The following is a 25386-nucleotide window of genomic DNA, read 5'->3' on the forward strand; positions in this document are numbered from 1 at the left end:
GAAGATGGCAACTGCAGCTGATGCGGAACTGATTCTAAAGCTCTACGAGATGCGCCGCGAAGAGTTCCTCCGGAAGGGCCGGCGCTTTCTGGTCTTTGAGTTTCAGCCGACGACATTAGAAGAGCTACGCGCGATCTCAAGGGACGTCAAATCCGAGCACAATCCCGCCTGGAGGCAGGTTCTAAGTTACTGGGAGATGGCGGCTTCGCTCGTTCTGCGCGGTGCGCTCGACCCTGACCTGTTCCTCGATTCCAACAAAGAGGGGATCCTCCTCTACGCCAAGTTCCACCACTTCCATGCCGAGACCGAGAAGCAGAGCGGCAACCGGTTCATGGCGCACACCGCCGCCATGATCGACGCCTATCCCGCTGCCAAGGCCAGCTACGAGAGTTTTCTGAAGAATTTCGGATTGAGTAAGGCATCTGCCTAGGCTTGGCCGAACCTGCAGAACTTTCCTTTTTTGCATCATTTCTGTTACAAAGGCATGACGGCTCTGCGGCACCCGACTCTTCTCAACCTGGGAAGCCGGTCGCGTTCGCGTCCGTAACTCGTTCAAAAGAATGCAGGTAGTGGATTATGGCGAAGGCAGTTTGGAACGGCCAGACACTGGCCGAAAGCGAAACCTATGAGACAGTCGAGGGAAACATCTATTTCCCCGAAGAGTCGGTAAAACGAGAGTTTTTGAAGCCCAGTTCGACGACCTCCAGCTGCCCTTGGAAGGGCCAGGCGCGCTACTACAACATCGTAGTTGACGGCCAGGATAACCCCGATGCGGCCTGGTACTATCCGGATCCCAAGCCCGCCGCCCGCAATGTAAAACACCACATTGCCTTCTGGCGCGGTGTCGAAATCACGAAATAGTTCAAGTAAAACAGTAAGCGGGAGATGTAAATATCTCTCCCGCTTGGTTTTAGTAAGCCTGTAGGCGATCGAGCGGCAATCGAACCTGGAAGCAGGTGGCGCCAGGCTTCGACTCAACCGTGACGAATCCCGAGTGCTTATTGACGATCCGCTGGACCGTATCGAGCCCAAGCCCGAGCCCACGGCCGGGCGCTTTAGTAGTGAAGAACGGTTCGAAGATCCGCGATCGAATCTCCGGATCGATTCCCGGACCAGAGTCCCAGATCTCAACCAAAGCCATCTGGCCGCCGCCGCGGGTCAACAATCGCAGCGTACCCAGATCGCTCATGGCATCCAGAGCATTCTCGATCAACGCCGTCCAAACCTGATTCAGTTCGCTGCCATAAGCGCTCACCGGCTCGAGATCCGGATCGAACTCAAGCTCAACTTTGACATTTCTCAGTCGAGAGTTGAACATCACCAGCGTGTTTTCAAGCGACTGCGCCAGATCGACGTCCTGAATCGGCGCCTGATCCATGTACGAATAGTCCTTGATCGCGCTGATCAGATCGAAGATGCGCACCGTCGAATCGACCACCGTCTCCGCCATCCGTTCAACACGTAGCGAGCTGGCTACCGTGGCAACCGCGATTGGGAGCACCTCAGGACCCACGATCTCCGCAAGATCATCGAGCAGGTCGAACGCCAGCGTCGTCTCCGAAAGCGAAGGCGCAATCGTCCACGGATTGGGAACGTTGTGCGCGTTCAGCCACTGCACCAGCATCTCCTCACGGTCTGCGTTTGCCAGCGGATTCTGCGAGCCTTTGGGAATGTTCGAGTACGCTGACATCCGCGCACGGGCATTCTTTATCCACTCGCGATACTTCTCCGTAGTCTCATCCGGCAAACAAAGCCGACCCATACGATACTTTTGGTCGCCATATTCGCGCAGCTCCCCGAACAGGCTGGCAGCAGAGCGTTGTGCCGCCGAAGCAGGATTATTCAGCTCATGCGAGAGATTTGCAGCCAGCTTGCCAAGCGCATTCAGCTTCTCCGACTGCTGCTCCATGCGGGTCACTTCGCGCACGCGATCCAGCAACGCAGACACGGATCGCTGCCCCATCGACGGAATCGCAGCCAACATCTCCGGAAACAACGACTCATGAATATCGATAGCCCACACCGGACCCACTGAGTATCCTTCGCCGCCATAGGTCTTCATCCGCGAGTAGGGAAGTTTGCCCGTCATCGAGCCTGCACGGCCGATAAACAGAGCCGCACTCGAATGCCGCCGGCGCACCTGGACCTCTCCGCTCAGGATGAAGTTCATATTGCAGGCAGGCTCGCCCTCACGGAACACAATCGAACGATCGCCACCCATACGCTCCGTGCCCTTGGTCGCAAGCCAGGTGTACTCCTCCTCGGTAAGACCGTCGAGGGGAGTGATGGTGCGCAGCCCGGCAACGATATCCGCAATGGGAGACGGCTTAGCCGGCGGACCTGCTTCCTGGTCTACCGCAGGATTAGGAAGTGTCGGTAGGAGGCTTTCGTAGTTGTCAACAGTGGCCATTCCTGAAGCTCCTTCTGTCGCACGAGCGTCTGAATCGGTTCGTTAAATCTACTAATCTCCATTGTTACAGGAGTTTCGCTTAGCGGTCGTCCTTCGCTTACAAATTTCAAGCAAAGTCTGGTCCGATCACCACGAAAATTCGATCTTAAGGATGAGTTGAAGTCGAAACAGAGGAGGCGACACCAAATTGGATGCCGCCCCCGTCGTTTCGATTTGCAAAAATGACATTCCTTAGACGTACGGAATTACGCTTTGTGTACCTGACCGTCTTTTACGACGACTGGATCAAGGAAAGGCATTGACTTGCGAAGCTCTGCCCCCACCTTTTCGATCTGGTGGGAAGCCTCCTGCTTGCGGATGCGGGTAAACTCATGGCGGCCTGTCTCATTCTCTGCGATGAACTTCTTCGCGAAGCTTCCGTCCTGAATATCGTTCAGCAGGCCCTTCATCGCCTTCTTCACCTCAGGCGTGACGATGCGTGGTCCCGCCACATAGTCGCCCCACTCTGCCGTGTCCGAGATGGAGTGGCGCATGTACTCCAGACCGCCGCGGTACATCAGGTCGACGATCAGCTTCAGCTCATGCAGCACCTCGAAATACGCAAGCTCGGGCTGATAACCGGCCTCGACCAGAGTCTCGAACCCAGCCTTCACCAACGCACTGGTCCCACCGCAAAGAACCGCCTGTTCGCCGAAGAGATCGGTCTCGGTCTCCTCCGTAAACGTGGTCTCGAGCACGCCCGCGCGGGTGCAGCCGATACCCTTTGCATAGCTCAGCGCCAGCGCCAGCGCGTGTCCACTTTTGTCCTGCTCCACTGCGACCAGGGCAGGTACCCCCCCACCCTCGGTAAACACCTCACGGACACGATGCCCCGGAGCTTTGGGCGCCACCAGGGAGACGTCAACGCCAGCAGGAGGAGTGATGGTGCGGAAACGAATGTTGAAGCCGTGCGCGAACATCAGCGTCGCATTGGGCTTCATGTTCGGCTCAATCTCAGCGTGGTAGACCTTCGCCGCGGTCTGGTCCGGCGTAAGGTTCATAATCACGTCAGCCCACTTCGAAGCCTCGGCGACGGTATCGACCTGCAGTCCAGCCTTGCGCGCGCGATCTGCATTGGGCGAGTCCTTACGCAGACCCACGCGAACATCAACGCCGGAGTCCTTGAGATTAAGCGCGTGAGCATGGCCCTGCGAACCATAGCCGATGATGGCAACTTTCTTAGCCTGGATAAGAGAGAGGTCTGCGTCTGCGTCGTGGTATGCCTTTGCCATTGTTCTATTGTCTTCCTTTTCGTTTGTAAGGTGAATGGTAGCGACTGGTATCGAAAAATTAACTGCCGTCATTTGGTGTCGAAAAATTAACTGCCGTCATCCTGTGCGAAGCGAAGGATCCCCGTATTTGTTTTGCTTAACCTGCCCAATCTTCCCACCATCATCGGTGAGCAGATTGATAGGTTTCCCCCAATCGTTACTTAGATCCACCCAACCGGGGTTTGTCGAAATAATCAGATCTAACTTGCGTATGCGAAGCCAACCTTTCAACTGCTTCTCCCGTGCAATCGCAGCGGTCACCGTCGTGAACGTCTCGAAGTAAACCAGCTGATTAATGTTGTAGCGTGCTGTATGGCATTCAGGGTCGATTCGGTTCTTATGCTGACGCACGCGCACCGCCAGTTGGGTCGTAACCCCGATATAAAGCTTCTTGTATCCATTCGCAAGAATGTAGACATACGCGTATTCGCTCACTCAGTGCTCTTTTCAAAACCATCGAGATGCTCTCTGCATTGCACTAACCAATTAATCCTCTAACCCTCATCCCTAAACCACTCCTTAAACTGTCGTCATCCTGAGCAAAGCGAAGGATCCCTGTATTTTCTTTACGCCAGCAGGCAGTAAATACCTTCAAGCCTCATCCTCATGGACACCAGTGAACTCGTTCGGCAGAATCTCGTCTGCGTCAGGCTTTTCAGGAAACGACGTCTCGTCACTGTGGTCAGAATGAGGCGTGCCGAGAGCCTTCAGCACGCGACTGGTGTGGTGGCCGCGCCGCATCGCCATACGTCCGGTGCGCGAGACCTCAAGGATCGTGTAACCACTCTCAGTAAGCACCTGTATCAGCCCTTCGATCTTGCTGGCTGCCCCAGTCATCTCGAGCATCACCGATTCCGGCGCAAGATCGACCACACGCGCCTTGAAGACCGTCGCCAGCTCGAAGATCTGCGAGCGCGTCTTCGGCCCAGCCGCAACTTTGATCAGGCAAAGCTCTCGAATGACAGCCTCGCTGCGGCCCACCTCATCGACGTCCACCGTGATCTCAAGCTTGTACAGTGAAGCGCGAATACGATGCGCCGCATGATCGGGAGCCTCGCAGACAATCGTCATGCGCGACACCTCTGGCCGCTCACTCTCACCCACGGTCAGCGAGACGATGTTGATGTTGAGTCGGCGAAACAGCGAAGCAACTCGTGTAAGTACGCCCGGCTTGTCTGAAACATGAGCTACAAAAGTGTGAAGCATGTGTGCCTTTCAGCGGGTTCGTCGTTTAATTCGGATGATGCGGCATGGAATCAACCGGTGGTGCAGGGTACTGGCGAAGATACGTCTTCGGAACCTCATAAAGAATCAGTTCCCCCGGTTTGGCGACCGGACTCGCACTGCTGCAAAGATTGCCCGTCGTAATTCCAGTACTGATAATCGTCGCAACAGAGTAGTTCGTATAGAGTTCCTCTCGCGGTCTGCAGTCCGCATACATATTCGCGAGAATGCGCAGGATGCTGCCCTTCTTGGTATCCACGAGGATGACTCCGGTCTTGTCCGTCCCCATGGCGACCGATCCGACCTGGTCGTCCCGAAGCGCAACATTCAGCCTCTCGTTCGTTACGGGCTGATTGGTCTGCGCATTGACTACTCTGATTCGAATCTGACCCGGCTTAAGCGGCGGAGGGTCTTGCGCGCTCTGTGCCGCACCCAGAGCAGGCGCCAACGCGACAAGAAGAGACAACGCAACTGTCGTGACAGCTCCGGATTTGTTCGTTCCCAGATTCAGCATTCTTCCTTTCCCTGTACGGTTCGTGCCGCCCGAAAAAATATTCCCAAAACGTGGCGTATTTTTCGAACGCCAAAAACACGTTGCTAACGCACCACGTTTACCATGCAATCCACCACGTTCTCACCATCAAAAAACCACGTTCAGAACACGGTATTTTCCAAAATACCCCTCGAAAACAAGGGAAAAACGAAGATTCTTGCTCCCGAACCAGCCGTCATTTTTTTCTCAAAAAAACTGAAAAACTATTCGTCCTCCGCCGTCTCCAGCAGCGGATCAGCCGCAGGCCGCCGAACCATCTCATGCAGTGCTGCCCCAGGAGCAATCATCGGATAAACTCCGTCCTCTTTCTCAACCTGGAAGTTGATAAGAAACGGCTTACCGCTCGTACGCGCTTTCGTAACCGTAGGAATTACATTCTTCCGCTCACTAACATGCGCCCCATCAATACCATGCGCTCCAGCCAGCTTCACAAAGTCCGGCGACAAAATGGGCGAAGCAGCATAATTCTTCTCATAAAACGCCTCCTGCCACTGCCGAACCATACCCAAAAACCCGTTGTTAATCACAGCGATATTAATCGCCAAACCCTCTTGAACAATGGTCGAAAGCTCTGCCGCAGTCATCTGAAAACCACCATCGCCAGCGATCACCCAAACATCCTTCTCAGGACAAGCGACCTTCGCGCCAATCGCAGCAGGCAACGCAAAACCCATAGTCCCAAGGCCTCCGCTGGTGATCAGCGAACGAGGCACATCGTGCTTGTAGTATTGCGCCTCCCACATCTGATGCTGCCCTACATCTGTAACGATGACGGTCTGATCGGCGCGGCCAGCAGCATGAGCCTCGCGCCAGATGTCGTTGATCACATGAGCCGCATAGAGATGGCCGTTATCAGGCAGATTGATGATGTCACGAACAGCCGCATCACCCTTCATTGCATTGACTTCGCCGATCCAGCTTGTATCAGTCTTCTTCGGCATGAGGGGCAGAAGAAGATCGAGCGTTTCACGCAGATCGCCAATCAACGCAACATCTGCCCTAACGTTTTTGTTGATCTCAGATGGATCAATCTCGATATGTATCTTCTTCGCGTTAGGCGCGTAGTGCGCGAGATTGCCAGTAACACGGTCATCGAAACGCATTCCGAATGCGAGTAGGAGATCAGCTTGTTGAATAGCGTTGTTAACCCAGGATTCGCCGTGCATACCCATCATGCCAAGCGAGAGCGCGTGGTAGGTTGGGAAAGCTCCGAGGCCCAGCAGCGTGCTGGCCACAGGAATCTGCTGCCGTTCGGCAAAGGCGAGCACCTGTGCTTCTGCACCGGAATGAATGATCCCATGACCGGCGAGGATGATGGGTCGTTTTGCTTGCTGGATCAGTTCGATAGCTTGTTGGATGGAAGAGGATTCTGCTTGCAGCATGGGGTGAGGCCGGTAGTGCGCGGGGGCAGCCGCTTCGAAGCTGAACGTTGCGGTATTTTGCTGAGCATCTTTGGTGATGTCAATCAATACGGGGCCGGGGCGACCGCTCATCGCAATCTGAAAGGCTTCGCGCAATGCCGGCGCAATATCCTCGGCGCGTGTCACGAGGTAGTTGTGCTTAGTAATAGGTAAAGTGATGCCGGTGATGTCGACCTCTTGAAATGCGTCGGAGCCAAGAACCTTCGAGCCAACCTGTCCTGTGATGCAGATGATTGGGACCGAGTCGAGCATCGCCGTTGCTATCCCTGTGACGAGATTCGTGGCGCCAGGCCCACTGGTGGCGATGCAGACGCCGACCTTGCCGGAGGCGCGAGCGTAGCCGTCAGCCATGTGCGCGGCGCCCTGCTCGTGGCGGACAAGGATGTGATGAATGGGAAACTTGCGCAGAGCATCGTAGGCGGGAAGAATGGCACCGCCAGGATAACCGAAGACCTCGTCTACGCCCTCGCCGACTAGCGTGGCCCAAATGATTTCTGCTCCGGTGAGTTGCGGGTGTTGAGAATTCATATTTTTACCTCAAGTAGTATCCAAAAAAGGTCTGCTGTGCGCATCCTTAGGTAGTTACAGCTCCTTCGCTGGCGCTGCTTACGGTGTTGGCGTATTTGGCAAAGACACCGCGTTTGAAGCGCGGTTCGGGGGCCTTCCATGTAGCTAGGCGTTCGGCGATCTCTGCTTCTGGGACGTTGAGGGTTAGTTGGCGGTTGGGGATGTCGAAGGTGATGGTGTCGCCTTCGTGAACGGCGGCGATGGGGCCTCCCATGAAGGCTTCGGGGGCTACGTGGCCAGCCATCAGGCCGCGGGTTGCTCCAGAGAAGCGGCCGTCGGTAAGGAGAGCTACCGTATCCGAGAGCGCCGGGATGCCTTTGATTGCGGCGGTGACGGCGAGCATCTCACGCATGCCGGGGCCGCCGCGTGGGCCTTCGTAGCGGATAACGAGGACGTCGTTAGGGTTGATCTTTCCGGCTTCGACAGCGGCGTGGCAGTCGTCCTCTGACTCGAAGACGCGCGCGGTGCCGGTGTGGTGGATGCGCTCGTGGCCGGCGACTTTGATTACGGAGCCGTCGGGAGCGAGATTGCCCCGCATGATGACGAGGCCGCCGGTGGGCTTGAGAGCGTTGTCCCAGGTGCGGATGACGGGCTGGCCCGGAGTTTCTACAGCGAGAGCAGCCTCTTCGGAGAGGGTCTTGCCGGAGACGGTGATGCTGTCACCTTTGAGCAGACCCTTCTCGATGAGGCGTTGTGCGAGAAGGCGGGAGCCGCCTGCCTCCTGATAGTCCTTCGCGGCGTACTTGCCACCGGGCGAGAGGTCACAGATGAAGGGCGTATGTTCGGAGATGCGATCGAAGTCTTCCATCGTGAGAGGAATGTCGAACTCGTGTGCGATGGCGATGAGGTGGAGAACGGCGTTGGTGCTTCCGCCCGAGGCTGCGACGGCTGCGATTGCATTGTCGATGGACTGGCGGGTGACGATCTTACGCGGAGTGAGGCCAGCACGCGCGAGGTCCATGACGAGGCGACCAGCCTGTCGGGAGGACTCGTGCTTTTCGGGCGACATAGCGGGGACGCCGGTGAGGTGCATAGGTGAGATGCCGAGGAACTCGCCGGCCATTGCCATGGTGTTTGCGGTGAATTGGCCGCCGCAGGCTCCAGGGCCGGGACATGCGGCTGCTTCGAGATCTTCGAGCTGTTGGTCAGTGATCTTGCCGGCCGCGTGGGAGCCCATGCCCTCGAAGACGCTGAGGATGGTGATCTCCTTCGTAGTGCCGTCGGGTTGCTTGAGCGAGCCGGGGGCGATGCTGCCGCCATAGAGCATGAGGCCGGGGATGTCGAGACGGGCAAGGGCCATGATGGCGGCGGGCATGTTCTTGTCGCAGCCGGCGATGCAGACGATGCCGTCGAAGGAGTTGCCGCGGGCGACGAGTTCGATGGAGTCGGCGATGACTTCTCGGGAGATGAGCGAGGCCTTCATGCCCTGCGTGCCCATGGTGATGCCGTCGTGGATGGTGACGGTGTTGAACTCCATCGGTGTGCCGCCCGCCTCGCGGACACCCTGCTTGACGGCCTCGGCGACCTGGCGCAGATGGAAGTTGCAAGGGCCGATCTCGGTCCAGGTATTGGCGATTCCGATGATGGGCTTGTGCAGATCTTCTTTGGTGAAGCCGACGCTACGGAAGTAAGAGCGCGCAGCGGCGCGGGACGGGCCTTCGGTGAGGACGGCAGAATTCTTCTTCGGATTAATTTCGTTGCTCAAAGGGCAGCCTTTCAGAGGAGCTGGTTGGCGAGTCAGCGGGTCAGCGCGAATTAAGCAGCGGTCGGTCTTGGTTTCAGCCAGAATTCTGCGTTGTGTTTGCTCTCGAAGGCGTCGAGTTCTGATTCATGCCGAAGGGTTAGACCGATGTCGTCTAGGCCATTCAAGAGGCAGTATTTGCGGAATGGGTCGATGTCGAAGTCAGCGCTGAAACCCTGGTCGTCGGTGATGGTTTGGGCTTCGAGGTGGATTGTGATCTTGTGTTTTGGATTCTCTGTGGTGCGATCTATCAGGGTCTTCACATCTGTCTCAGAGAGACGGACTAGGATCATGCCGTTCTTGCCGGCGTTGGAAAAGAATATGTCGGCGAAGCTTGGGGCGATAACCGCGAGAAAGCCGAAGTCGGTGAGGGCCCAGGCGGCGTGCTCGCGGGAGCTGCCGCAGCCGAAGTTTTTTCCGGTGATGAGGATCTTCGCGTCTTTGTGATGGTGCTTGTTGAGAACGAAGTCCGGGTGAGGTTGGCCCGCATTGGGACCTTCTTGGATGCGGCGCCAATCGTAGAACAGGAAGTCGCCGTATCCGGTGCGCTCGATGCGTTTGAGAAACTGCTTAGGGATGATCTGGTCGGTGTCGACGTTGGGGCGGTCCAGAGGCACGGCGTGGCTGGTGAGTATGTTGATGGGATGCATTACTTCGCCTCCTTCTGTGCTATCTGATCTTTGAACTGCCACGCGCGAATGTCTGTAAAGTGGCCAGTGATTGCGGCAGCGGCAGCCATCTGCGGGCTGACCAGGTGTGTGCGGCCGCCGCGCCCTTGGCGGCCTTCGAAGTTGCGATTCGATGTGGATGCACAGCGTTCGCCAGGAGCGAGGATGTCAGGGTTCATGCCGAGGCACATGCTGCAGCCAGGCTCGCGCCAGTCGAAGCCAGCTTCGGTAAAGATTTTGTCGAGGCCCTCTTTTTCGGCTTGCGCTTTGACGGACTGGGAGCCGGGTACGACCATCGCGCGGACCGTAGTGGCGACGTGATAGCCGCGGACAACAGAGGCTGCGGCACGAAGGTCTTCTATGCGCGCGTTGGTGCAGGAACCAAGGAAGACGCGGTCGATCTTGATCTCTTCGATGGGTTCGCCGGAGTGAAGGCCCATGTATTCGAGAGCACGCTCGAAGGCCTTTTGATCGGCTTCGCTAGCTGCAGGGTCGGCCATCGGGACGGTGCTTTTTACGCCCGTGACCATGCCGGGTGAGGTGCCCCAACTGACAGTGGGAGTGATGTCAGCCGCGTTGAGAGTGAGCTCACGGTCGAAGATTGCTCCCGCATCGGTTACAAGTTGCGACCAGTGGGTTACGGATTCGTCCCATGCGGTGTCGGCTGGCGAAAAGCGGCGGCCCTTCAGGTAAGCGAAGGTTGTGGCATCAGCGGCGATCATGCCTGCGCGAGCTCCAGCTTCAATGCTCATGTTGCAGACCGTCATGCGGCCTTCCATCGAGAGGGTGCGAATCGCTGAGCCGGCGTATTCGACGACGTAGCCGGTAGCTCCGGCGGTGCCGATCTCGCCGATGATGTGGAGGACGATGTCTTTGGCAGTGACACCGGGCGACAATGCGCCTTCGACGTTGATGCGGAAGGTCTTGGGTTTGTCCTGCGGGAGCGTCTGCGTGGCCATGACGTGTTCGACTTCGCTGGTGCCGATGCCGAAGGCTAGCGCGCCAAATGCGCCGTGGGTGCTCGTATGCGAGTCGCCGCAGACGATGGTCATACCGGGTTTGGTGAGTCCAAGCTCGGGGCCGATGATGTGTACGATTCCTTGATCAGGTGATTGGACGTCGAAGAGTTCAACTCCGAAGTCGGCGCAGTTCTTGCGTAGGGCCTCAATCTGTTTCGATGCGATCTGGTCGAGGATGTGCAGGCGATCCTCGATGCTGCTAGTGGGAACGTTGTGATCTACCGTGGCGACAGTGCGGTCAGGGCGGCGCAGTTTGCGGCCTGCCATGCGGAGGCCATCAAAGGCCTGAGGACTTGTCACCTCGTGGACTAGATGCAGGTCGATATAGATAATGCTGGGTTCGCCTGCGGGTTCAGCGACGATGTGTTGTTGCCAAACTTTTTCGAAGAGTGTCTTGGGTGAATTTTGCAGTGTGCTCATTGTTGTGCTTTCTGATCATCCTGAGGCTTGACGGTGAATGTGTTGGCACCGATGGTTGCGGGTTGAATTTGATGCGGGGTGCCGTTGGGGTCGACGAGAATTGCGTGCGTGATCTGTTGAATCGCGGTGCTACCGGTGGGTGGCTGTGCGGTCCATCGGGCCACGCTGTGGGTTAGCGCAGGGGGGATGTGATCGGGATCGATCGGGTGATTGGCGAAGACCCAGAGGGTGTATTCGGCTCCGGGTTCGCTCGGAGTCTTGCTGTCTTTTATCCAGTCGATCGCGGCGAAGGCGACGAGGGGGTGGGGAAGTCCTAGGTCGACCCAGAGGAGACCTCGCGCCGGGCAGAAGCGGAAGACGCAGCCAGTGATCGAAAGATAGCGGTTCTCGTCGGCGAGAACCTTGTCGGGGACGGAGAGGAAGTCGAGCGCAGTCTCGTTGAGTGTCTTGTAGCCGGTCTTGGGATTGCCCCAGAAGGTTTGTGGAGCAGTGAGGTATTGGGCCAAAAATGGCCGGAAGCGGGCATCGAGGACAAGTTGGTTTTCGCGACCGTCAGCCGGCGGGGGGCCGTATTGCCATAGCCATTCCAGATTTTCTTTGGGCTGTTTTTTGTCTCTCTTGATTTGAGGCGAAGAGATCTGTGCCGTCGCCCACATTGGAGTGAGTGCCAAGACAAGGATTGCGAGTTGAATAGTCGAGCGCATTAGCGATTTCTTCGTGCGGACTTCTTTTGCGTGAAAACTATGAGGACATTAACCAAGGAGAACATGATGAGCGCCGTGATTGCCAGAACAACCAGGGGTGCGCCCTTCCGCCAGCGATAGATGAGAGCGACGGCGACCGCGCAGTTCATCAGGATGAGCTTCGTCCGCACGTTCATCGGCTCACTCATACGGCATGCATGGCCTGACGGCGGTCGATGGACTCGGCCAGGGCCTGATGTACGAGCTTGCCCATCTCCTGCGTGCTGACCGGAGTCTGTCCGGGTTGCTGACCGCGTGCAATGTCTGCGGTGCGGTAGCCGGCGTCGAGCACCTTGTTGACCGCTGCTTCGACTGCTTTAGCGTCCTGTTCCAGGTTTGCGGAGTGACGTAGGATCATCGCAGCAGTGAGGATGGCGCCCAGGGGATTGGCTTTGCCTGTGCCGGCGATGTCGGGTGCACTTCCGTGAACAGGCTCGTAGAGATTGACCGCACCACCGATGGTCGCGGAGGGAAGCATGCCGAGCGAACCGGTGATGACTCCAGCTTCATCGGACAAGATGTCTCCGAAGAGATTTTCGGTTAGCACGACGTCGAAGTTCCGAGGGATGTTCATGATGTGCATCGCCATCGAGTCGACGAGCTGGTGCTCGAGCGTAACGGAGGGGTAATCCTTTGCGACCTCGGTGACAGTGGCGCGCCAAAGCTGCGATACCTCGAGGACGTTTGCCTTGTCGACCGAGGTGACCTTCTGACGACGATTGCCGGCGAGTTCGAAGGCGACGCGAGCTACGCGCACAACCTCATCACGGGTGTATCGCATAGTGTTGATGGCTTCGTTGCTGTCGCGATCCCACCAGCGCGGAGCCCCGAAGTATAGGCCGCCTAGCAACTCGCGTACGAAGAGAATGTCGACATCTTTTGTGACTTCGGGGCGCAGCGGGGAACTGGCGCTTAGCGCGGTGTAGGCAATGGATGGCCGCAGATTTGCAAATCCTCCAAGAGCCTGGCGGATCTGCAGAAGACCGGCCTCAGGCCGCTTATCGGGAGGGAGAGCGTTGAACTTGTTATCGCCCACGGCGCCGAGGAGGACAGCATCGCACTCGAGTGCGGCGTCGAGCGTGCCCGTTGGCAAGGGCGATCCGGTCTCTGTGATCGCGGTCCCACCTATCAGACCTTCGACGAAGGTGAACTCGTGGCCGCCCATCTCAGCTACAGCGCGGAGGATATTTGTAGCCTGCTTAGTGACTTCGGGGCCGATGCCGTCGCCGGCGAGAACTGCAATTTTGAGGCGCATGACGCTCTTTCCTTTTGACGTGGGTTTAATGCGTGATAGCGATGGACTTGTCTGGTTGCAGAAGGCCAAGCAAATCCTGGTCATAGATGGATTTTTTGCGGTCGGCCAACTCCGTGAAGCGATGGTAGACATCGTCGAGCTGAGTGCGCGTGAGCTTGTGTCCTAGCTCTGTGAGGCGTTGCTCAAGGAGGCGACGGCCGCTGTGTTTGCCGAGGACCATGTTGGTTGCGGGGACACCAACTGATTCTGGCGTCATGATCTCGTAAGTGAGCGGGTTAGCCATCATGCCGTGCTGGTGAATGCCGGATTCGTGCGCGAAGGCGTTGGCGCCAACGACGGCCTTGTTGGGCGAGCACCCGAAGCTGATGAACTCGGCGAGCATCTGGCTGGTTGGGAAAAGCTGATTGAGCTTAATGTTGTTGGTGTAGGGGAGCTTGTCGCGGCGGACCATGAGGGCAGCGGCGATCTCTTCGAGTGCTGCGTTGCCTGCGCGCTCGCCGATGCCGTTGATGGTGCATTCCGCCTGGCGGGCGCCAGCGTGAATGCCTGCGAGCGTGTTCGCGACGGCCATGCCGAGGTCGTTGTGGCAATGAGTTGAGAGGATGACGTCATCGATGCCGGGGACCTTGGCGATGAGCATGCGAAAGGTGGCCGCGTACTCGTCGGGAGTGGTGTAGCCGACTGTGTCGGGAATGTTGATGGTCGTGGCTCCAGCTTGAACCGCGGCCGTCACGATCTCGATGAGAAAGTCAGGATCGGTGCGCGTGGCGTCCTCGGCGGAGAACTCGACGTCGTCGGCGAAGGTGCGGGCGAGACGGACGGACTCTGCGGCCTGGTGAAGGGCTTCGGCTCGAGAGATCTTCAACTTGGCTTCAAGATGGAGGTCCGAGGAGGCTAGGAAGGTGTGGATGCGAGCCTTGTCGGCAGGCTCAATGGAACGGGCGGCGGCTTCGATGTCTTCGCGTTTACAGCGGGCGAGTGAGGCGATGCGAGGGCCGCGAACCTCGCGGGCGATCATGCGGATAGAGTCGGAGTCGCCCTGGCTTGCGATTGCAAAACCGGCTTCCAAAACATCGACGCCCAGGTCTGCAAGCTGGTGGGCCATGCGCAACTTTTCGTCATGATGCATGGTGCAGCCGGGAGACTGTTCGCCGTCGCGTAGGGTGGTATCGAAGAAGACGATTTGATTATGCAGAGACATAGAATTTGGCTCTTTCGGTCTAGACGTTATCATAATGCATGCTTATGATGGCTTGCAGGTATATCAAAATTTCTAATTGCGGCATTCGATCTGCAAATTGCCGGCCGCGCGGAGGTAAGGTTTGGACTTAGTCCAGATGGAGACGTTTCTGGCGGTGGCAGAGGAGCGTAGTTTCTCGAGAGCAGCAGCACGGCTCCATCGTACTCAGCCAGCAGTGAGTCAGGCAATCGCCAAGCTTGAAGGAGAGCTGGGCGAGGTGCTGTTTGAGCGTTCCTCAAGGGATGGAACGCTCACGGATGCAGGTGAGGTTTTGCGGGAGTATGCCTCTAAGTTGTTGAATCTGCGAAACGAAGCGACGGTGGCCCTTACGGAGCTCAGGGAGCTTCATAGCGGCAGGTTGAACCTGGCTGCAAATGAGTACACCTGTCTTTATCTTTTGCCGCTGCTCGATGAGTTTCGACGGCAAAATCCCAGGATCAAACTCGCGGTGCAGCGAACGTTGGCCAGCAGAATCTCGGATGAGGTGCTGATGCATTCGGTGGAGTTGGGTGTGCTCTCCTTTCGCCCTGACGACACACAGGTGAAATCGATGGTTGTGTACCGGGATGAGCTAGCTTTTGTGGTGAATCCGCGACATCCATTGGCGGGGGCTGGGAAGGTGTCGATCCGGCAACTGGGAGGGCAAAACTTCATTGCGCATAACATCCCGTCGCCACAGCGGCAGAAGGTCATTCAGGCTTTCAAGCGCCACAAAACACCACTTCAGATGGGAGTGGAACTGCCGTCGTTGGAGGCGATCAAGCGGTTTGTCGAGATGGGTAATGGCGTGGCTCTGGTGCCCGGGCTGACCGTACGCACTGAACTCGAGAGCGGGGCGCTGGTGCGAGTCCAGATACCGGAGTTGCAGATAGAGCGCAAGCTAAGGCTTGTCTATCGGAAGCAGGCCAGTTTGTCCCACGCGGCGCTGGCCTTTCTCAAGGTGGTGGAAGCCTACGCGGCCGCGCATGGTGACCCCTATTGCTTCCAGGCAGACCGCGGCATCTGACCCCGGCCGTGAATTTTGTGAGAGTACGGAACCTTTGCGAAAAAAGCGCGTCTGTAGCAGTAGATTGACCACCGGAGAAACTCTTCCGGCGAACGCATTATGAGAGTGAGAATCCGATGATGACTTTATTTCGCAAACCAGTATTGCAAGCAGTTCTTTTGGCGCTGTGTACGACGGCGCTGAGCGCACTTCCCGTGATGGCACAAGACCCGGCTCCGCCCACGCAGGATCAGGCGGGCCCACCGAATGGCGGGCACCATGGGCCAGGTCAAAGGGAGGAGCATCAGATCGACTTCCTGACGAAGAAACTTAACCTGACGCCGGACCAGGTGACCCAGGTGAAGGGAATCGACGACGATTCGCGAACTCAGATGATGGCTTTGCGTCAGGACACTACGACCCCTCAAGCTGATAAGCGAGCGAAAATGATGGACATTCACAAGGCGTCGCAGGCTAAGATCCGCGCTGTGTTGACTGATGATCAGAAGACCAAGTACGACGCTTTGCAGGCGCAGATGAAGGAGCGGCACGAGAGTCGTGAGGGCGGGCAGGGAGCACCGCCACCACCGCCGCCGCAATAACGCGTTATCCACAGGAGTGATTATCAAGGCCGGACGGATGCAGATCCTCCGGCCTTCTTGCGTCGGTGGCACTTCTTCGGGCAGCGGTGCGGTTACAATGAAAATCAGTGATTACGGCGTCCCATAACTCTGCAAACGCGTTGCCTGCGGGACAGCGTAGGAAGTTATGGACGAATTCGAAGGGATCCAGCGAAGAATGAAGAAAACGATGTTGTTGTTGGGCGCGCTGATTTTGTCTGCGGCGGCCGGTTATGCGCAGGAGAGCCGGCAGGACGTGAGCGTAAGCGCCACAGCTGCGTTTGCGCCAGAGGTAACGGGAAACAGCGTGCAGAAGAATACAAGCACGACTATGGGACTTCTTGCCAGCTACCGCTATCTACTGACGCCGCGGAGCGGGCTCGAAGCGAACTATGGATATCAGCAGAATACCCAGTATTATCAGGTCTTCGGGAAGGCTAACGGCGGCATCCATACTCTGCAGCAGGAGGTCAGCCTCGCATACGTTTTCAATCTGAACTTCAAAAATTTCAACCCGTTTCTTGAAGCTGGTCCGGGCGTAATGTTTTTCTCGCCGTTCAAGGATGCCGGGTCGACCAACCTGGACGCAAAGCGGAATACCAACATCGGCGCTCTGTTTGGTGGCGGTGTGGCCTATGAGCTAAGTCCAAGCTTTGATATTCGTGTGGAGTATCGTGGATTCCTGGTGAAGACTCCAACCTTCAGTCTGCCTGGGAACATCTTCAATACCAATCGTTACGAGGTCCTCTCGACCCCGTCGATCGGTATTGCGTATCACTTCTAAGGATTGACAGATGCAATATGAAAAGTCCCGGTATTGACCGGGGCTTTTTGTATGGACCTACGAGCGTCGGGGTAAGAAGGGCTACCGGAAGTGATACGCCGCACCCACCGTGATGATGTTAGGGGTAAGACTGGAACCTGCGAAGTCGAACCATTGCTGGTACTCCCAGTCCGCGCGGAGGTAGAGGTAGGGTTTCAGTTTGTAATCTGTGCCTACGCCGATAGCGACGAGATTGTAGGCGAGGTTCGCTCGAAATCCGTCAGGGTTGACAGGGAAGTTGAAGACCCCGCGCCCGTAAAGGACTTTGCCGTAAGGAACGAACCGGCGATATTCACGAAAGTAGCGGCCGCCAATCTCGTAAGTTTTCTCATAGAGATCATTTTGGTCTTTGACGAAATGAAACTCGCCAGTCACACCAATGTGGGGAAGAAAATCGAAGTCGAAGTAAGCTGCGCCGCCGTTGAATCGATTCCCGTAGTCGGAGTCGGCCGTGGAAAAGCCGCCACCGATCTTGAGAGCTCCCGTGCGAGTTGCTGTGGGAGTGGCTTGCGCGCTCAGCATGGATGTAGCCCCCAACAGGCCCAGAAAAAGTGCAACCTTTGTCAGCACGCGAACTCCTGTCGAATTGTGTTTTCCATAGCGCAGACTGGGTAGCGCAGTGACGATCCATCAAGGTAAAGCAACGTCTTCATCATGAACAGATTCTCTAACTAGCGCAAGGTATAAGCAACACCAATTGTGTAAGCGATGGGGGAAAGCCCGTGAGAATCGAATCCGGGCCACTTCTGAAACTCAACGTCGAATGCTCTTACGTTGATGTGTCGTGTTGCGCGGATATCCAGACCACCACCGGGAGCAAATTGAAAATAGGTGAAGGTTCCCGGCTCTACAGTGCTGCCGGATTGGAAGCCGAATCGACCGAAGCCGAGCAGCACCTTGGCGTAGGGCTCAAAACGTTTGTAGTGCCATTTATACCGCGGACCGAGGAGATAAGAGTTTTCGCTGATATTGCCGGGAGTGCTGACAGAAATGTGAATGTCGCCTTCGACTCCCAGGTGTTGACCGATATCGTAGTCGCCGTAAATGGAAATGCCCTTTATATACTGCTGCGTATAGTCGGGACTGATGAAGGTTGCCCCGGCGCCAATCTGCGCCGAGCCACTTCGAGTGGCGGTAGGGACGGCTTGACCGTGTGACCAGAGAGTCAGACTGAGGACGCAGGCAAAACAGCCGATGAGGAAATGCCGCTTCAACAGTGTGCCTCCTTCTCAAACAAGGTTTTGATGCGTGCATTGTGTCAAGTGAGCTGACCCGAGACAATTAGAGCGCGGACGGTCTCAATGAACCAGAGTCCATCCACGCTCTCGGGTCTAGTTTTGTTGGGCGTTGGTTGGTGGGGGAGTGGCAGCCGGTGCAGCGGCGGCTGGTGCTGCTGTGTTGTCGGCGGGCGCAGCATTCGCCGGCGCGGCTGTCGGAGCAGCAGCAGGTTCTGCGGGCGCTTTGTAGTAGCTCAGTTTCAGGTAGACCGGTTCGACCTCGAAAGGCATCTTGTCGGCCGCGGTGAGTAAAGGCTCAAATGCCGAGTGTAGGACGAATACCTGATCGGTCCACGGGTCGAAGCGCAGGAAGCTGGCCAACGGCATGGCTGCTTGCTGCTTCAGGTCCTTCATATCCAGCTTGGGGCCCTTTGTCGTGATGGCCTGCATCCAGAAGGTCGGATCAGTATCGCTCTTGATCAAACCATCGCCGATCATCGGTTCGTTAAGAGCCTTGAGACTCTTGACTCGCTGCTGCAGCTGTTGGAGGTAGAGACTAAAGTACTGCTGGCCGCCTTCCAACTCCTTCGCGTTGAGTAACTCCATGGCTTTCTTCGCTGCTGCCGTATTATCTGCGTCTGTGTGGTGCATGGGGATACGGTTGAAGACCGTCGTTGAAGGGAAGAGCAGCCGATCATTGAAGGCGTACTTGGTGTCGAGACGGTGAGCAAGGATGATGTGAGCAATCTGGAAGGCCAGAATCGCATTGAGGTTGCCCATCTGCTGTGCGCCATCCTGGGTTACAACGCCGGTGGTATCAAGCAGGCTCTTCGAGATAACGATGGTGTTGCCGATGGCGAGAGACTCCAGCGGTTCGGTCAGCAAAGTACGACAGCGGATCGGCCTTGAGAGTGTGATGTTGTTGTAGGCGAGAATGTTGCCAGCGAGCGCTTCAAGAGTCTTGTCGAATTCACTCGGTGCATCAAGCAAGCCCGCCTGGAAGAGACGCTCCACGATGTTGTCTTCTGCCTGTTGGACCCAAGCGCGCTGGGCTCCAAGAGGGCTGACGTCCTGTGCGTCGTTGCTGACGTCTGTTGCGCCCACAACATCCATCGAGGTATTTTCGCTCTCCGGTGGAGGAACCTTCAGCACGTAGCCCCAGATATGGTTAATGGCTTTGAATTTGAGGGTGCGGGAGACGCTCTTTGGATCGCTCTCTTCAACATAAAAGGAAGTCGGGAGCCAGAGATCGGGCTGAACATTGGTGCGCCAGCTGTCGAAGTGATAGAACTCCTTCTGGTCTTCTTGGGTACCAGCGAAGTCGCCATTGAAGCGAACCACATTTCCGCTCCGTGTCTCGATCCAGATTCGACCAAAGAAGCGACCGTAGGCCTTCTTCCCTTCAATCGGCGTTACGTCAAAGACCGCCGTGGGGGTATTGCCGAGAAAGTCGTTGCGTACGTACCCAAAGGTGTAGTGCTGACGATCGAAGCTGTTGGAGTCCATCAAGAGCATCTGCACGAAGCCAGACTCATGGAAGTTCAGATGCAGACTGTTGCCGAGACCGCCGACGAAAGAGACAGAGTGCTTGAAGAATCCAAGTTTGCCGTCGTTGCTGGTGCCCTTTGATGTCTCCTTGTTTACCGCATAAGAGTTATCGCCGATAACGCTCTTGAAGTCGACGCGGCTCAGGAAGTGCTCGTCAGATTCGGGAACCTGGCCCAGAAGCGGATCAGGCTTCATGGTCTGGATATAGGTCTCGACTAGAGGAGCCCGCTCCTTGACGGTCTTGACGATCACCTTTTCGCGGACGATCGACTTGTCAATAAGTGCGTTTTGCGCGGCCGTCGGCTTGCGCGTCGTAGAGAGGTCCTCATCCATCTTTTTCTTTTTGCCAGGATGTAGGATGCCTGCTCCCGCGGGGAGAGTGGTTGCGACTAGAAATGCCAGAAGCAGACCGGCGGTAGACTGTTTCCCGAGAATCATGATTTGCGGCTCCTACGGTGACCCCTGGGGTCATCCTGAGTATGGACTAGATGCTATTTCATGCTGCGACTACGGAACAAAATTTGTTTCTTATCCAGCGAGCTGGAAAGCTACATTGACAACACCTTCCCAATCGATCGGATGACCCGAAGCATCGGTTGCGGGTTGAAATCGTGTGGCCTGCACGGCGTGGATGGCAGAGTCGCCAAGGCCGTGGCCGAGATCGCTGGTGACGCCGAGAACCTGGACAACACCAGAGGAAGAGACGCGGAGTCGAACTGAGACAACGCCTTCGATGTGAAGGTTCCGAGCCTCTTCGGTGTACTCAGGCTTGGGTTTGAAGAGAACCTTGGGTCCAGACTTAACCGTTGCGGAAGATGGACCGGAGGGCTTCGGCATCGGTGGCGGAGTGTTCTGGCCGAGGTTCACAACACCGGGCGAACGCCCCGGAGCATTCATTGATCCTGTACCGCCAGTGACTCCAAGCTTGATTCCGACGACGCCGCCTGCTGCGTTGTCTCTGCCTTTCATGTTCTGGCTGCCGGCTGAGCCGGAACCAAGATTGACAACGGTAGACTGCGCACCCATGCCATTATTCGAAGCCGGCATACCGGACATTCCTTTGTTGCCGAGATTGATAGACGTAGTGGACGGGCGATTCGAGGGCGCGATCGGGTTTGTCTGCGAACCAAGTGCGACCGCAGTTGGATGAGGAGAGTTGTTGACCACCGCGGCTGGCTGAGCCTGTGCGAGACTGACCACCTTAGGAGCCGGCGGCGGCTGAACGAGCTTTGGAGGTGCCGGAAGAACGACCGGCATCGGCTGGGCCATTTTAATCTCAGGTGGCTTGGGAACGTCGGGCAACTTCACGTCAGGCAGCTTGATTTTGGGCGGCTCGACCTTGACCACCGGAGGCGGCGGAAGTTTTGGTGGCTTGATCTTGATCGGCGGCGGCTCATCCGGCTTCTTCATCGGAATAGGCTCGGTCAACTCGGTCAGCTTGTGCCTGGTGTCGATGGTCTTTTTCGCGGCTGCTCCGATGATGATGGCGCAGAGGGCGAGGACGACGTTGAGGGCAATGGAAGTGAAGAGCGAGGACTTGCTCTGGTTGCCGTCGTTCAGGACGCCGAAGTGTGCGAACTGCATATTCTGCGGTGCTGGATCATCACTGCGAAGCGGCTTTGCCATAAAAAAGTCCTTGAAGTGCCTCGTGTCGAGGTCGGGAGAGTTACACCAGTGCTATGGAAACAGAACCGGTGCGAAGGAGGAATAACTCCGAGGTGCTATGCCGGAGAGCCCTAGTGTGATTCGAACCTGTGGTTTTTTGACTCACTGCAACTTTTGATATCACCAAGGGGAGGTTGGAGCGTTGCGTCGGCCCAACTTAAGAGACGCGAACGATAAAGGAAAAGGTTGTAGCAGGCGCCGTGCCTCAGGGAGGTGTCTCTTTTTCATGGCCGGGCTCTGCTCTTCTCTTACAGCAAGTATAGTGCCGTAAGCGTAAGTGATTGACACTGGCACTTTTGTGGTATCCAAGAAGGGTACTAGGAGACAATTGATGAAGATTCTGATAGCAGGTGGAGCAGGGTACATTGGCGGCACAGTCGCGCGGATTTTGCTGTCTCAAGGGCACGCAATTACTGTGTTCGATAATCTTTGCCATAGTAGGCGTTCGGCAGTTGCTGAAAACGCCACGTTTATCGAGGGCGATATCGCGAATCGCCCTTTGATCGAAGAGACTCTGCGTGAGGGCCGTTTCGATGGAGTAATGAACTTCGCCGCTTTGATCGAAGCTGGCGAAAGCATGAAGCGGCCAGAGATTTATTTTAGAAATAACACGGCGGCGACCCTGACGCTTCTGGAGGCGATGCTGGCGACTGGACACGACCGACTGGTGTTCAGTTCAACGGCCGCCTGCTATGGGGAACCTGAGAAGACGCCCATTCTTGAAGACGCAAAGCTACAGCCAACGAACCCGTACGGAGAGAGTAAATTGCTTGTAGAGCATATGCTTCGGTGGGTGAACTTAATCCATGGGTTTAAGTATGCCAGTTTGCGATACTTCAATGTCGCAGGGGCTATCGAAGGCTATGGAGAGGCTCATGAACCTGAGTCGCACCTGATTCCCCTGATCCTGGATGTGGCGCTCGGGAAGCGATCGAACATCAAGATCTTCGGCCGGGATTACCCCACCAAGGATGGAACCTGCATCCGCGATTACATCCACGTGCGTGATCTGGCCGAGGCGCACCTTCTGGCCCTCGCGGCGCTCAGCGACACGAAGAGCCGGCTGATTTACAACATTGGCAATGGGCAGGGATTTAGCGTCCTCGAAGTTGTCGAGTCGGTACGTCGCGTGACGGGTAGGCCGATTCCTGTTGAGGAATGTGAACGAAGGCCCGGCGACCCCGCAGTCCTCGTGGCGGGTTCGGCAAAGATCAAGGCGGAGTTGGGGTGGACGCCGAGGTTCGCGGAGCTGGACCAGATCGTGGCGAGCGCGTGGGAGTGGCACCAGAAACGATATGCGTAACAGAGTATCGAGCAGGACGTCGCGTGTCGACGTCCTGCTTCCGATGTCGCGACGGAGTAGAAGGAGAATCTCTTGATCGAAAGCATGTTTCACATGCACCTGCCGTTGCTGGAGAAGATTCTGCGACCCATGATTGTCTACATATCCCTCATCGCCTTTTTGCGGATATTCGGCAAGCGGGAATTAGCACAGCTGAATCCGTTTGATCTGGTAGTGCTGCTCAGCCTCTCAAACACTGTGCAGAACGCCATGATTGGTGATGACAACACGGTGTCGGGAGGCATAATCGGTGCGCTGTCACTCTTGACCATTAACTGGCTGCTGTCGCGACTCCTCTTCAACATGCCGAAGCTGAATAGGGCCTTCGAAGGCTCTCCGTCGGTGTTAATTCGTCACGGAGTTGTGGATTGGGAAGAGGCCAAACGTGAAGCGCTAACGGAGATTGAACTGAGATCCGTACTTCATAAACAGGGATTCAACGACTTCAGCGAAGTGGAGAAATGCGTCCTTGAACCGAATGGGAACTTCTATCTTGAAGGAATCAAGTCCATGAGCGACGATGCGCAAAGGGCCGAGTTGAGACGGTCGATCGAAGAACTGCATCTGGAGATCAAGCAGATGCGCACTGACCTGGCGGCGCGAGGAGCGTTGCCAATTTGATCGAGGGTGCTCGTTGCTGCGAGGATTTGCGGTCGCTATGACTTTGCTGAGATCTTATCCAGCGCCTTTATATAGCGTTCCGGCGGCGCTGGCAGTTGGGAGTCGCGTACGGCGGCGCGGTATCCTCCCATGTAAATCGAGTACATCACCGCTAACGCACAACCCACGCCAAAAGCGAAGCCGAGAAAGAAGCCGATCAGGGATGGCCAGTAAAAATTCACGATAGTGGGAGTCTACAGCGATGTGCCTGGTCTCGCACCAGCTCCGAGACAAGCTTGATGACTACAAAAAATATTCGGGTGCGCCCGAAGTGCACCGGGGGATAACTCCCAAGTTATTTGGCAGATGGGGTAGGCGTGAGGGTAGACGTCGAAAAGATTTTTAGTGCGTTCTTAACGGTATATTCGAGCCCCCATGCTGTGGGAATGATCACAATGATCCACGCTGCAGCTATGAGAAGAGGGGAAGACTTTTTGATGCTGGAATCTGCCATGAGATAACTCCCGAATGTAGAAAAGGGCGGAGGCAAGCACTCCGCCGGATGAGGTTAATGGGCCGGTCCGTCTGCGTAGACCAGGTTCTTGTCTTTCACCCAGTATTTCTCAGCGACCGGACGTACCATCAGGTTGGCCAGGAAGCCGACGATCAGCAGGCCGCACATAATGTGCAGGATGACTGGATAGGCGTCCTCTTTGTTCATGTGGTTTTCGACGTAGTGGTCGAGTATGCCGTTAACGATGAGGGGACCAATGATGCCGGCTGCCGACCACGCGGTGAGCAGGCGGCCGTGGATGGCAGAGACGTTGAAACCGCCGAAGAGGTCCTTGAGATAGGCAGGAATGGTTGCAAAGCCTCCGCCATACATCGAGATGACCAACGCAGCGATCGCGACGAAGAGGGGAATCGAGTTAATTTTGTCCTGCCGTGAGAAGGGAAGGAAGAAGTAGAGGATGGCGCCGAGTACGAAGAAAGTAAAGTAAGTGCCTTTGCGTCCTATGAAGTCAGAGAATGATGCCCAAAGAAACCGTCCGGCCATGTTGAAGATGCTCAGAATTCCTACGAAGCCTACTGCGGCCGTAGGACTGATCTGGCCCTTGAACAGGTCCTGAATCATGGGTGCTGCTTGTTCCAGGATGCCGATCCCGGCCGTAACATTGACGAATAGCATCACCCAGAGCAGCCAGAACTGAGGTGTCTTCCAAGCCTCTGTCACCGCGACGTTGTGACTTGAGATGAGTGCGGAATGCTTGACCGACGGCACCCATCCTTCGGGCTTCCAGCCGGTTGGTGGGACGCGTATGGTGAACACTCCGAACATCATGAAAATGAAATAGAGAATACCCATCGTAACCATGGTGTAGGGAATTGACGGCTGCCCGGCGGCTTTGAAGTGGGCCATGAGGTTGCTGGCCAGAGGCCCGCCTATCATCGCCCCACCACCAAACCCCATGATGGCGAGACCTGTGGCCAGACCAGGACTGTCGGGGAACCACTTGATGAGGGTGGATACGGGTGAGATGTACCCTAGTCCAAGGCCAATCCCGCCGATGACGCCGTAGCCAAGGTAGATCAGAGATAGTTGATGCGTGCTGGCTCCAAACGAAGCGATGATGAAGCCCGCGCCAAAGCAGATTGCGGCGTAAAACATCGCGCGGCGGGGACCCGCCTTCTCAAGCCATGCCCCGAAGAGCGCAGCGGAGATGCCCAGAAAGGCGATCGCAATCGAGAAGATGTAGCCGACTTCCTTCAGGTTCCAGGAGGAGCCGTCAGCCGCATGCAAGGCGAGGAGTGGATTCTTGAAGACCGAAAAGGAGTAAACCTGGCCGATCGAAAGGTGAATTGCGAGTGCGGCTGGTGGTACGAGCCAGCGGCTATATCCTGCGGGGGCTATAGAGCGGTCACGATCCAGAAAAGCCAGGGCCATAGAGAACCTCGGGAGTTGTTACGTCGTACATCGTCAAACCAAAAACAGTGGAAAGCCTATCGTTTCACTC

At 56.4% G+C, this 25386-nt stretch carries 27 protein-coding genes; 7 read left to right on the forward strand and 20 right to left on the reverse strand.

The genetic code is table 11. The features are described 5' to 3' along the window. The first annotated feature begins 4 nt into the window (after positions 1 to 4). Together HDF14_RS06290 and HDF14_RS06295 are read left to right on the forward strand one after the other, a co-directional pair. Positions 5 to 430, forward strand: coding sequence for a DUF4760 domain-containing protein (locus HDF14_RS06290; RefSeq protein WP_183974704.1), 426 nt, complete (start codon positions 5 to 7; stop codon positions 428 to 430). Between the two features lie 146 nt (positions 431 to 576). Next, entirely contained in the window at positions 577 to 861 is a 285-nt protein-coding gene (locus HDF14_RS06295; protein ID WP_183974706.1) for a DUF427 domain-containing protein, read from the forward strand. Between the two features lie 49 nt (positions 862 to 910). Here HDF14_RS06295 and HDF14_RS06300 read toward each other — a convergent pair whose 3' ends face one another. The 13 genes from HDF14_RS06300 to HDF14_RS06360 all read right to left on the reverse strand — a co-directional run bounded on the left by HDF14_RS06300 (position 911) and on the right by HDF14_RS06360 (position 14532). Next, on the reverse strand, positions 911 to 2410 hold the full coding sequence (locus HDF14_RS06300; protein ID WP_183974708.1) for an ATP-binding protein: 1500 nt from the start codon (positions 2408 to 2410) through the stop codon (positions 911 to 913). Between the two features lie 245 nt (positions 2411 to 2655). Next, positions 2656 to 3681 (reverse strand): ketol-acid reductoisomerase, encoded by a 1026-nt coding sequence (ilvC, locus tag HDF14_RS06305; protein WP_183974710.1) that lies wholly within the window; start codon positions 3679 to 3681, stop codon positions 2656 to 2658. Positions 3682 to 3777: 96 nt separating this feature from the next. After that, positions 3778 to 4155 carry a GIY-YIG nuclease family protein gene (locus HDF14_RS06310; protein ID WP_183974712.1) on the reverse strand — a complete coding sequence of 126 codons (378 nt, stop codon included), beginning with the start codon at positions 4153 to 4155 and terminating at the stop codon, positions 3778 to 3780. A 156-nt stretch (positions 4156 to 4311) separates the two neighbouring features. After that, positions 4312 to 4926: an acetolactate synthase small subunit gene (gene ilvN / locus HDF14_RS06315; RefSeq protein WP_183974721.1), complete on the reverse strand. Its 615-nt coding sequence runs from the start codon at positions 4924 to 4926 to the stop codon at positions 4312 to 4314. 25 nt (positions 4927 to 4951) lie between these two features. Further along, positions 4952 to 5458, reverse strand: a complete 507-nt coding sequence (locus HDF14_RS06320) for a hypothetical protein (protein ID WP_183974723.1) — start codon at positions 5456 to 5458, stop codon at positions 4952 to 4954. A 242-nt stretch (positions 5459 to 5700) separates the two neighbouring features. Beyond that, on the reverse strand, positions 5701 to 7446 hold the full coding sequence (gene ilvB, locus HDF14_RS06325; RefSeq protein ID WP_183974725.1) for a biosynthetic-type acetolactate synthase large subunit: 1746 nt from the start codon (positions 7444 to 7446) through the stop codon (positions 5701 to 5703). A gap of 46 nt (positions 7447 to 7492) precedes the next feature. Next, on the reverse strand, positions 7493 to 9190 hold the full coding sequence (gene ilvD / locus HDF14_RS06330; protein ID WP_183974727.1) for a dihydroxy-acid dehydratase: 1698 nt from the start codon (positions 9188 to 9190) through the stop codon (positions 7493 to 7495). A 50-nt stretch (positions 9191 to 9240) separates the two neighbouring features. Continuing rightward, on the reverse strand, positions 9241 to 9876 hold the full coding sequence (leuD, locus tag HDF14_RS06335) for a 3-isopropylmalate dehydratase small subunit (RefSeq protein WP_183974729.1): 636 nt from the start codon (positions 9874 to 9876) through the stop codon (positions 9241 to 9243). Next, positions 9876 to 11333 carry a 3-isopropylmalate dehydratase large subunit gene (gene leuC, locus HDF14_RS06340; RefSeq protein ID WP_183974731.1) on the reverse strand — a complete coding sequence of 486 codons (1458 nt, stop codon included), beginning with the start codon at positions 11331 to 11333 and terminating at the stop codon, positions 9876 to 9878. Before leuC ends, leuD begins: the two co-directional genes overlap by 1 nt. Then, positions 11330 to 12037: a hypothetical protein gene (locus tag HDF14_RS06345; RefSeq protein WP_183974733.1), complete on the reverse strand. Its 708-nt coding sequence runs from the start codon at positions 12035 to 12037 to the stop codon at positions 11330 to 11332. The genes leuC and HDF14_RS06345 overlap by 4 nt, the downstream gene beginning before the upstream one ends. Continuing rightward, positions 12037 to 12225: a hypothetical protein gene (locus HDF14_RS06350; protein ID WP_183974735.1), complete on the reverse strand. Its 189-nt coding sequence runs from the start codon at positions 12223 to 12225 to the stop codon at positions 12037 to 12039. Before HDF14_RS06350 ends, HDF14_RS06345 begins: the two co-directional genes overlap by 1 nt. Continuing rightward, a complete protein-coding gene (gene leuB / locus HDF14_RS06355; protein WP_183974737.1) occupies positions 12222 to 13331 on the reverse strand; it encodes a 3-isopropylmalate dehydrogenase in 1110 nt (369 codons plus the stop codon). Before leuB ends, HDF14_RS06350 begins: the two co-directional genes overlap by 4 nt. A gap of 25 nt (positions 13332 to 13356) precedes the next feature. Further along, positions 13357 to 14532: a 2-isopropylmalate synthase gene (locus HDF14_RS06360; protein WP_183974740.1), complete on the reverse strand. Its 1176-nt coding sequence runs from the start codon at positions 14530 to 14532 to the stop codon at positions 13357 to 13359. A 121-nt stretch (positions 14533 to 14653) separates the two neighbouring features. Here HDF14_RS06360 and HDF14_RS06365 point away from each other — a divergent pair, with 121 nt between their 5' ends. The 3 genes from HDF14_RS06365 to HDF14_RS06375 all read left to right on the forward strand — a co-directional run bounded on the left by HDF14_RS06365 (position 14654) and on the right by HDF14_RS06375 (position 16960). Next, on the forward strand, positions 14654 to 15577 hold the full coding sequence (locus HDF14_RS06365) for a LysR family transcriptional regulator (RefSeq protein ID WP_183974742.1): 924 nt from the start codon (positions 14654 to 14656) through the stop codon (positions 15575 to 15577). A 116-nt stretch (positions 15578 to 15693) separates the two neighbouring features. Continuing rightward, positions 15694 to 16158, forward strand: coding sequence for a Spy/CpxP family protein refolding chaperone (locus tag HDF14_RS06370; protein WP_183974745.1), 465 nt, complete (start codon positions 15694 to 15696; stop codon positions 16156 to 16158). Positions 16159 to 16354: 196 nt separating this feature from the next. Beyond that, positions 16355 to 16960 carry an acyloxyacyl hydrolase gene (locus tag HDF14_RS06375; RefSeq protein WP_183974747.1) on the forward strand — a complete coding sequence of 202 codons (606 nt, stop codon included), beginning with the start codon at positions 16355 to 16357 and terminating at the stop codon, positions 16958 to 16960. Between the two features lie 81 nt (positions 16961 to 17041). Here the strand turns inward: HDF14_RS06375 and HDF14_RS06380 are convergent, their stop codons facing one another. The 4 genes from HDF14_RS06380 to HDF14_RS06395 form a co-directional block, all read right to left on the reverse strand. Beyond that, positions 17042 to 17569, reverse strand: coding sequence for an outer membrane beta-barrel protein (locus tag HDF14_RS06380; protein WP_183974748.1), 528 nt, complete (start codon positions 17567 to 17569; stop codon positions 17042 to 17044). Positions 17570 to 17670: 101 nt separating this feature from the next. Continuing rightward, positions 17671 to 18213: an outer membrane beta-barrel protein gene (locus HDF14_RS06385; RefSeq protein ID WP_183974749.1), complete on the reverse strand. Its 543-nt coding sequence runs from the start codon at positions 18211 to 18213 to the stop codon at positions 17671 to 17673. A 117-nt stretch (positions 18214 to 18330) separates the two neighbouring features. After that, a complete protein-coding gene (locus HDF14_RS06390) occupies positions 18331 to 20202 on the reverse strand; it encodes a hypothetical protein (protein ID WP_183974750.1) in 1872 nt (623 codons plus the stop codon). 90 nt (positions 20203 to 20292) lie between these two features. Beyond that, a complete protein-coding gene (locus HDF14_RS06395) occupies positions 20293 to 21390 on the reverse strand; it encodes an energy transducer TonB (RefSeq protein WP_183974751.1) in 1098 nt (365 codons plus the stop codon). Between the two features lie 370 nt (positions 21391 to 21760). On the opposite strand from HDF14_RS06395, the gene galE reads away from it, so the two are divergent. Together galE and HDF14_RS06405 are read left to right on the forward strand one after the other, a co-directional pair. Continuing rightward, positions 21761 to 22732: a UDP-glucose 4-epimerase GalE gene (galE, locus tag HDF14_RS06400; RefSeq protein WP_183974752.1), complete on the forward strand. Its 972-nt coding sequence runs from the start codon at positions 21761 to 21763 to the stop codon at positions 22730 to 22732. A gap of 72 nt (positions 22733 to 22804) precedes the next feature. Further along, positions 22805 to 23392 (forward strand): DUF421 domain-containing protein, encoded by a 588-nt coding sequence (locus HDF14_RS06405; protein ID WP_183974753.1) that lies wholly within the window; start codon positions 22805 to 22807, stop codon positions 23390 to 23392. Positions 23393 to 23427: 35 nt separating this feature from the next. On the opposite strand, the gene HDF14_RS06410 is transcribed toward HDF14_RS06405, so the two are convergent. The 3 genes from HDF14_RS06410 to HDF14_RS06415 form a co-directional block, all read right to left on the reverse strand. Further along, the gene (locus HDF14_RS06410; protein ID WP_183974754.1) at positions 23428 to 23613 is read right to left on the reverse strand and encodes a hypothetical protein; all 186 of its coding nucleotides are present in this window, start codon (positions 23611 to 23613) and stop codon (positions 23428 to 23430) included. 113 nt (positions 23614 to 23726) lie between these two features. Beyond that, a complete protein-coding gene (locus HDF14_RS27830) occupies positions 23727 to 23885 on the reverse strand; it encodes an MFS transporter small subunit (protein ID WP_423247783.1) in 159 nt (52 codons plus the stop codon). Between the two features lie 54 nt (positions 23886 to 23939). Beyond that, positions 23940 to 25316 (reverse strand): L-lactate MFS transporter, encoded by a 1377-nt coding sequence (locus HDF14_RS06415; RefSeq protein WP_183974756.1) that lies wholly within the window; start codon positions 25314 to 25316, stop codon positions 23940 to 23942. Positions 25317 to 25386 lie beyond the last annotated feature (70 nt).

It is taken from the genome of Tunturiibacter gelidiferens (assembly GCF_014201335.1).
GTDB lineage: Bacteria > Acidobacteriota > Terriglobia > Terriglobales > Acidobacteriaceae > Edaphobacter > Edaphobacter lichenicola_E.